We start from the raw sequence: 7772 nt of genomic DNA on the forward strand, positions 1-7772 counted from the left end.
TGCTGTCCTGACACCGGCCCAGCATCGCTGGGCCACACCGCCACGGCAACCCCCGAATCATCGAGCGATGATCATTTGTCAGACACGACCTAGGGGTCTGTTCGGCCGCATCGCCGTCGACGTGGCCACTGATCACGTGGTGCGGATTCCCAAGATCGAGTCAGCGACGGCCAGTCACGTGAACAGCGATCTAGGCTCCTTCAACCGATGCGTCGCGGCCGTGATCGCACGCTTCCCGTTCTACGCGGACGGCGACGAGGACAGGTACGAGGCGATAGCGGACGATCTTCGCGATCTCATCTCTGGCATCGACGAGACCGCCCTTGTGCACAACGGATTCTGGGAGACGTTCTGCGACGACGTGGCGATCGGGGACTATGCGGACTGGGATGCGTAATCGGGCAGCGATCTCCGGCCGGTGCCTCCCGGCCTTGACCAGCCCTACTCGTGACCGGCCCTAACTTGGTCCTCGGCGCGTGCCGCGAGGTACTCGGCCCAGTCGCGGCGGGCGTAGGTGACCCAGCGGATCGCGGTGTGGCGGTGCATGCCGGTCAGGTCGGCGAGGATGGGGCTGGGGAGGTCGGCGGCGAGCGCGGACGATCCCGAGCGGCTGGAGGCGGCGGCGTCGCTGGCCGACGCGCACACGGTGGTCGGTGAACTCCCTCGCGGCTGGGACACCTTGTGCGAGAAGGGGTACGAGGGCGGAGTGGACCTGTCGGGTGGTCAGTGGCAGCGGCTGGCCCTGGCCCGCGCGTACTACCGGCGGGCCGCCGTCCTGATCTGCGACGAGCCGACCAGCAGCATGGACCCGGCGGCCGAGATCGCCGCGTTCCGCCGGATCCGCGATCTGGCGGGGGACGGGCGGACGGTCATCCTCGTCACGCACCGCCTGCACAGTGTGCGGTCCGCCGACGTGATCTATGTGCTGGACCGGGGACGGCTCGTGGAGGCGGGCGACTTCGCCTCGCTGATGGCCGACGACCATGAAGGTCCTGGCCTGTTCAGGGAGTTGTTCTCGCTCCAGTCCGAGCAGTACCGGCTGGGCGGTCCGGGTGTGCCGGGCCAGGGTTCGGGTGCGCCGGGCCAGGGCGGGCCGTCCCAGGAGGCGGCTTTCCGGGATGTGCCGTCCCGGAATGTGCCGGTGGCGGCTCATCGGCACGGTACGGGGAAGGCCGCGTCCGGCGGGTGACGGGGCCCGGGACGCGTGCGGGGCGGTAGCCGCCGGCCACCGCCCCGCACACGTATCCGCGCGATGCGCGACCTCAGTCCCGGCCGCTCCGCGCGGCGGGCTCCTTCTTGAAGGCCCAGGCCATCTCCGGCTCCAGCGCGAAGCGGAAGACGCGCTGGACCGGTGGTGTGCAGAGCAGGGTGACGACAGCGGCGGCGACGAGCGTGACGACGATCTCGCCCGCGGGCCGGTGCGGCCAGCCGGCGTCGTACCAGCTCCAGGTGGAGGCGCTCTGGGCGAGGAAGCCGTGCAGCAGGTAGCCGCAGAGCGTGCCGGCGCCGAGGGCCGTGAACCACGTCCGGCGTCCGGGGACCCAGGCGTAGAAGCAGGCGGTCAGCAGCAGGGAACAGCCGAACAGGGCGAAGGTCATCAGGATGCCGCTCCACCACGGAGCGCCCAGTTCCTGCGCGCTGTCGCGGTGGAAGAACCACGCCATGTTCATCCGGGTGACGGCCCAGTACGCGAAGGCCAGGGTGGCGGCGAAGACCGGCACGGCCAGGATGCGTACGTTCCTGCTGCGCACCCGCTGGAAGTGTTCGGGCTTCAGCCGCAGGCCGAGCACGAAGAACGGCAGGAACTGCAGGACCCGCTGGAGGTCGAGGTCGTCCCCGATGTCAGGGGAGATGACGGCGAGGGACGCGATCCCCAGTGCGAGCGGTACGGGCCGGCGGACCAGGCGCCAGATCGGCGCCGTCATCCGCCAGACGAAGAGCGCGAGCAGGAACCAGGTCAGGTACCACGGGTCGAGCAGGCTGATCGGCAGGGAGGGATCGTCGTCGGCCCACCGGTGGAAGAGGCTGTAGGCGACCTCGAACACGATGTACGGCACGGCGATGCCGGTGATCAGGCGGCGCACCCGGTCGGGCCGAAAGTCGAAACTCCGCGAGAAGTAACCGGAGATGATGATGAACGCCGGCATGTGAAAGGTGTAGACGACCACGTAGAGCGCCGAGGCCGCGCGGCTGCCGTCCCGCAGCGGCTCCCAGGCGTGCCCCATGGCGACCAGGACGATCGCGAGGTACTTGGCGTTGTCGAAGAAGGCGTCCCGCTTCTTGGTTCCGGGCGCGGCGGCCGCCTCCTGTGCCGCCTTGACGCCCGGCGCGGCCCCGGCCGCCTGATCAGTGATCTGCGTCACAGTGCCTCCCAGCGGGAACCGGGGGCAGCGCATACGGCTCTTGGCAAAGATGTGGGGGGAAAGCGCAGAGCAAACATTCAAGGCACCCTAGCGAGGGCTTCCACCTTCCGTTCACAGGGGTGGTACGGGCCGGAAAGCCGCCGAGAGGGGCTTCCCGCTCCCCTTACCCCCCTTTGCGCGCCCCATGACTCCGGGTTGACGCGCCCGCTGGGTGCCGCCTCGCTCAGCGGATGAGGTCACCGGGTGAGGAGCTCGGCGGCGAGCCGCTCGATCCTGGCCTCCCAGGCGGTCAGCGCCGCGTCCGTGTCGAAGTCCTCCGGGCCGGTCTGGGTGAGGAGGAGCCGGGCGCCCTGGCCGGTGCCCTCCCCCAGTTCCCAGCCGACCGTGCCCTCGGGGTCCCACCGGTACGTCAGCGACGTGGGCGCCCGTACCTCGGTCGCGGGCCCGGCCGGGACCTTCTCCGCGGTGAAGCCCGCCGGGACCGGCAGGCCGGGCACCGGCTCGATGCCCGCCGACAGGGCCGCCCAGACCGTCTCGGCAGGCCGCGTCAGCTGCCGCACGAAACGGACCCGCCTGCCGCCGTCGACGGTCTCGGCGATGCCCCGGCCGAGGCCGAACCGCCGTGCGTACGCCTCGTGCAGCTCGCCCGTGTCGCGGACCGGCTCGACCGGGCCGCCGTCGAGCAGCTGTCTCAGCGCGATGACGCAGAGTTCCCAGCCGGAGGCGAAACTCGCGGCGCCGGGGACATCACCGAAGGTGTGCGTGAGAGTCAGCAGGGAGCCGTCGCCGTCGGGCGCGATGGCCCAGCTCAGGTGGTCGGTGCCCCAGGTGTGCGCGAACAGATGGGGCTTGTCGACGTCCGTGACGGTGCCGGTCGTGCCGGGTCCGTCGCCGCCACGGAAGCGGAAGCTCATCGCGCCGCACGGTTCGAGTTCCACCGTGACCTCGGAGGGGAACCACTGCCCGAGACTCGCGGGCTCCGTGATCGCGGCCCAGACCTCCTCGGGCGGATGCGCGAGCCCGCGCTCCATCGTCAGCGTGGCCCGGCCGTCGGCGACGGTCAGGGTGTCGGCGTCCAGGGTGTCGAGGTCCGGCGTGTCGAGGTCCGGGGCGTCGGCGTGCCGGGAGTCATCGTGTGGGCGCTGGTTCATGACGGGTCGTCCTCCATCGCGTCGGGATGCCGTTCGAGCGTGTGGTGCGTGCCGGACCAGAGGTGCCGGTAGGGGGCGAGCCAGGTGTCGAGTTCCGCGAGGGGCTCGGGCCGGAGTTCGTACCAGCGGCGCTGAGCGTCCTGCCGTACGCGGACGAGTCCGGCGTCGCGCAGCACCCGCAGGTGTTTCGAGGTGCCGGGCTGGCTCAGCCCGAGCCGGTCCGTGAGCTCGCCGACCAGATGCGGGCGCTCAAGGAGGAGATCGAGGATCTTTTGCCGGCTCGGCTCCGCGAGAGCGTCGAACGGTATGGACATGCGTCCGAACATACCTCGGCGGACATATAACCACACGGCAATACAGAAAGATCACCTGGAATTTCGGCCATTCGATACACCAATTCAGCCGGACTCTGGCCAGAACCGTGTGGTGATGACGCATCAGGAAAGCACATAATCGCAAGTTGGGGCGATCTCTCAGGAACGAACGGCGCGAGGAGAGCGGCCGTGCATGATGAATTCCTGTGCCATGTCACCGCGTACGGAGTATGCGGTGGACAGCGTATAGGCGTACCACTGGGAACGTATCGCGCACCCACTCTGGCTCTTGCACTGTGGTGGTTGCGGGACCGTGCGACCTGGATCGCCGAAAGGCTCGATCCCAGCCCCGAAAGCGCCCATTTCCCGGCCTCCGCGCTCACACCGGTGGGTGAGAGCGTGCCGGACGTACCCGCGACGCTGCGGACCTGGCGGGACGATGTCGCCCACCAGGACATGGTCGCCGAACATCTGGCCGCCGGACGCCTCATCCGGGTCTCCACCCGCGATGACACCACGGAATACGAACTGCTCGCGGAATCGGTGGACGCGCTGCGCATGGACCGGGCGCTTCCGGTCCTGATCACCCCCGCCGCACCGCCGGACTCCCGCCGACGGCAGCGCCCTCATCCGGCTCCCCACTGACCGCGGCGCGGGACGACTGACCCGGCTCCGACGCCGTCCCTCTTCCGCCATTCGTGTGGTGGGTCCGCCACCGATGATTCCCGGGCTCCGCCGATGTCTACCTCTTCGACCGGCAGCGAGGTGCGTGACACCGGGATGATCGTCCCCGGCCCGCGCCGCGGCCCGTCCGGGAAATGACGCATCGAGGAAAGGACACCGTCATGTTCGGCACGACCAAGGCGTACAGCGGATTCTCCGTGAAAGACATCGCGGAGGCCAAGCGGTTCTACGGCGAAACACTGGGGCTGGACGTCTCCGAGGAGCACGGCCTGCTGAGCCTGCACCTCGCGGGCGGCACCGACGTGCTCGTGTACCCCAAGCCCGACCACACACCGGCGGCGTTCACGATCCTCAACTTCCCCGTGGACGACATCGACGCGGCGGTCGACGAGCTGGCGGCCCGGGGCGTGGGCCTGAAGCGCTTTCCCGGCATGGACGCGGACGAGAAGGGCGTCTTCCGGGCCGTCGGCCCGTACATCGCCTGGTTCACGGACCCGGCCGGGAACATCCTCTCGGTCCTCCAGGAGCGGTAGCGCTCTTCCCGGCCGGCTCCGCCCCGTCGTGCGAACATCGCCGGCCGCCGCACCGGACAGCGCCTCGCGGCTCACCGCACGTCAGAGCACGCGGTGCATGATGTGCAGCCCGACATAGCCCTTCACCGGATGCCGGAAGCCCTCGGGCAGCGTGCCCAGCACCTCGAATCCGAGCGATCTGTACAGCTTCACCGCGTGGACATTGGTCTCGACGACGGCGTTGAACTGCATCGCGCGGAAGCCCGTCGCGCGCGCCCAGTCGATCGTGTGCGTACAGAGCGCCCGGCCCACACCGCGCCCCGCGTGCGCCGGGTCGACCATGTAACTGGCGCTCGCGACATGCGCGCCGTTACCCATCTGATTGGCGTTCATCTTCGCCGTACCCAGGACCGTACCCGCGTCATCGACGGCGACGACGGTACGGTTCGGCGCCTTCAGCAGCCACCAGTCCCGGGCATCGGACTCACCCAGCTGGAGCGGGTACGTGAAGGTCTCGCCGGCGGCGACGATCTCGTGGAAGAAGGGCCAGATGGCGGGCCAGTCCTCCGTGGTGGCTTCCCTGATCAACATGTGAGCAGGATGGCGGCGGGCGGGCCGGGGACGCCAGCTGTTTACGGTCCGGTGTTCACGGTCCGGGGAAAGAATGACGCGACACGAGCCGTCTCCCGTGGTCCCGGAGCCGCGGGAGACGGAAAACTGACGGAAAGCTGAGGGCCTGTCGGGTGCCCCTTCTTCCCCGGCGATGTGCTGTCCGGGAAAGAGGGGGTACCCGACAGCCATACGACGTTCGCACGAGCCGGCGGATAAGGGGCGAGTCACCTGTGTTCGAGCCTGAAGACATCCGGGAGTGGCGGGGCCATGACGTGGTCGACGCCGACAAGAAGAAAATCGGTTCGCTGGAGGCCGTGTACGTCGATACGGCGACGGACGCCCCGTCGTTCGCCACGGTCACCGTCGGCCTGCCCACCAAGCGGCGGCTGATCTTCGTCCCGCTGGCCGACGCGACGGTCGGGCCGGGATATCTGAAGGTCGTCTGGGACAAGAAGCTGGCCAAGGACGCCCCCTGGATCGATGTCGACGGAGAATTGCCCGCCGACGACGAACCACTGATTTTCGCGCACTACGGGCTGCCGTACGCGACCGGCATGAACGGTGAGCGCAGGCTCGGCCGGCGCTGAGCGCGGAGACGGAAGCAGGACACCATGACTCTCTTTCTCTTTCTGCTGCTGGTCGCCGTCGTCCTGGGAATCATCGGCGTGGCCGTGTCCGGGCTCTCGATCCTCCTGGCCCTCGCCGCGATCGTGCTCGTCGCCGATCTGGTGCTGCTGGGAGCCCGTTGGGGACGCGGCAGGCGCGTCACCCGGTAGGGGGCCGGGGTCGCACGGGAGCCCCACAGCCCGGCGCGCGGGGGTACGGGGTTTCTCCGTCGCGCTTCCGCACGCCCTGCCCGGGGATTTTTCACCGTACGGGACCCGGGGGAGGAATGGGGCGTCTGTACGGGTGCACGGTCCCTGACGGGGGTGCGGGGTTGAGAAGGACGGCGAAGACCGCCGATGTGGTCGCGGGGGGCGCGGGGGTACGTGCCGCGCCGGTGCCGTGGTGACCTGCGACGGGCGGGACGGGTCCGTTCTGGTCCGTCGCTTCCGCGGCCCACGGGGCGTCACCTTCCATCTGGCGCTCGCCCAGGGGGACCCGCGGCGGCGCCTGCCGGCCGGCGGTGAGCTGCGGATCCGGCCGGGGCCGGCCCATGAACCGGACGCGCGGCGGCTCAGCCGCCGGCTCGCGCGGGAGACGCTTCTGCGGCACGAGGTGCACCGTACGGGCTTCTGGGGTGCCCAGATCGTGGTCACGGGCGCCGAAGTGGTGGACGAGGCGCTGCTGTTCGCCGTCGCGGAGATGCTGAACGGCCATGAGGGCACCCTGTACGCCGGCGCCGGGACGGGGGTGACGGCCCGGGAGATCGAGCTGCTGTCGGGGATGACGCCCTATGTGCTGGGCGCGTCCGGCGGCGGCGCCGGGCCGAGCCGGGCCACGGCGTTCGGCGTGCTCGGAGCCCTGGAGGCGTGGGCGCGTGGGCCCGTGGCCGGGACGCGCGTGCTGGTGCATGGTGCCTGCGGGGTCGCAGGGGTCGGAGGGGTCCTGGCCCGGGAGCTGGTCGCGGCCGGTGCGGCCGTGCTGACCTGCGATCCCGCCCCCGGCGCGGCTGATCTGCCGGGCTGCCGGCCGGTCACCGACTGGGCGGAGCGGGAGGTGGATGTCCTCGTCCCGTGCTCGGTGAGCGATCTCATCGATGTGCGGCTCGCCCGGCGGCTGCGCTGCGGCGCGGTCATCGGCCCGGCGGGCGCCGTGCTCGCCGATGAGGATGTCACCGCCGGCGTCCTGCACGGCCGGGGGATCACGTATCTGCCGACACCCCTGGTCGGCGCCGGGCCGGTCATCACCGGCTCCATCGAGCACTACGCGCCGGACGTGTTCCGCACCGCCTCGCCGGGCCGGGTGGAGGCGTTCGTGCGGGATACGGTCCGGTCGGCGGCGGCGGAGCTGACAGCGGCGGCGCTGGACGCGGGGGTCTCACCCTCCGTCGCGCTGCGCCGCCTGACCGGCGGGGGGGCCCGCCCGGGGGCCCGGGCCCCCCCCCCCCCCGGCAGCCGGGGGGGGGGGGGGGGGGGGGGGGGGCGAGTGGGGCCACACGGGGGGGGCGGGGAGAACCCCGGGCCCCCCCCGGGG

At 70.6% G+C, this 7772-nt stretch carries 11 protein-coding genes; 7 read left to right on the forward strand and 4 right to left on the reverse strand.

Annotation, left to right across the window (positions count from 1 at the left end; genetic code table 11):
• Positions 1–397, forward strand: a 397-nt coding sequence (locus ACIBAE_RS29510) for an SUKH-4 family immunity protein (protein WP_399291424.1), incomplete at its 5' end; no start/stop codon positions are given.
• Positions 398–565: 168 nt separating this feature from the next.
• On the forward strand, positions 566–1189 hold the full coding sequence (locus tag ACIBAE_RS29515) for an ATP-binding cassette domain-containing protein (protein ID WP_399291427.1): 624 nt from the start codon (positions 566–568) through the stop codon (positions 1187–1189).
• 73 nt (positions 1190–1262) lie between these two features.
• On the opposite strand, the gene ACIBAE_RS29520 is transcribed toward ACIBAE_RS29515, so the two are convergent.
• The 3 genes from ACIBAE_RS29520 to ACIBAE_RS29530 all read right to left on the reverse strand — a co-directional run bounded on the left by ACIBAE_RS29520 (position 1263) and on the right by ACIBAE_RS29530 (position 3828).
• A complete protein-coding gene (locus tag ACIBAE_RS29520; RefSeq protein WP_399291430.1) occupies positions 1263–2363 on the reverse strand; it encodes an acyltransferase family protein in 1101 nt (366 codons plus the stop codon).
• A 236-nt stretch (positions 2364–2599) separates the two neighbouring features.
• A complete protein-coding gene (locus ACIBAE_RS29525; protein ID WP_399291433.1) occupies positions 2600–3514 on the reverse strand; it encodes an SRPBCC family protein in 915 nt (304 codons plus the stop codon).
• Positions 3511–3828 (reverse strand): ArsR/SmtB family transcription factor, encoded by a 318-nt coding sequence (locus ACIBAE_RS29530; RefSeq protein WP_399291436.1) that lies wholly within the window; start codon positions 3826–3828, stop codon positions 3511–3513. The genes ACIBAE_RS29525 and ACIBAE_RS29530 overlap by 4 nt, the downstream gene beginning before the upstream one ends.
• 189 nt (positions 3829–4017) lie before the next feature.
• On the opposite strand from ACIBAE_RS29530, the gene ACIBAE_RS29535 reads away from it, so the two are divergent.
• Both ACIBAE_RS29535 and ACIBAE_RS29540 read left to right on the forward strand, forming a co-directional pair.
• A complete protein-coding gene (locus tag ACIBAE_RS29535; RefSeq protein WP_399291438.1) occupies positions 4018–4473 on the forward strand; it encodes a hypothetical protein in 456 nt (151 codons plus the stop codon).
• A 200-nt stretch (positions 4474–4673) separates the two neighbouring features.
• Positions 4674–5045, forward strand: a complete 372-nt coding sequence (locus tag ACIBAE_RS29540; protein ID WP_399291441.1) for a VOC family protein — start codon at positions 4674–4676, stop codon at positions 5043–5045.
• Between the two features lie 81 nt (positions 5046–5126).
• On the opposite strand, the gene ACIBAE_RS29545 is transcribed toward ACIBAE_RS29540, so the two are convergent.
• Positions 5127–5615, reverse strand: coding sequence for a GNAT family N-acetyltransferase (locus ACIBAE_RS29545; protein WP_399291444.1), 489 nt, complete (start codon positions 5613–5615; stop codon positions 5127–5129).
• A gap of 251 nt (positions 5616–5866) precedes the next feature.
• Here ACIBAE_RS29545 and ACIBAE_RS29550 point away from each other — a divergent pair, with 251 nt between their 5' ends.
• The 3 genes from ACIBAE_RS29550 to ACIBAE_RS29560 form a co-directional block, all read left to right on the forward strand.
• Complete coding sequence (locus tag ACIBAE_RS29550; RefSeq protein WP_399291447.1) at positions 5867–6223, forward strand: PRC-barrel domain-containing protein; 357 nt, start codon at positions 5867–5869, stop codon at positions 6221–6223.
• Between the two features lie 24 nt (positions 6224–6247).
• The gene (locus ACIBAE_RS29555) at positions 6248–6412 is read left to right on the forward strand and encodes a hypothetical protein (protein ID WP_399291450.1); all 165 of its coding nucleotides are present in this window, start codon (positions 6248–6250) and stop codon (positions 6410–6412) included.
• 232 nt (positions 6413–6644) lie between these two features.
• Positions 6645–7772: hypothetical protein (locus ACIBAE_RS29560; RefSeq protein WP_399291453.1), on the forward strand; the 1128-nt coding region annotated here is incomplete at its 3' end.

It is taken from the genome of Streptomyces sp. NPDC051569, from assembly GCF_044454085.1.
Taxonomy (GTDB): domain Bacteria; phylum Actinomycetota; class Actinomycetes; order Streptomycetales; family Streptomycetaceae; genus Streptomyces.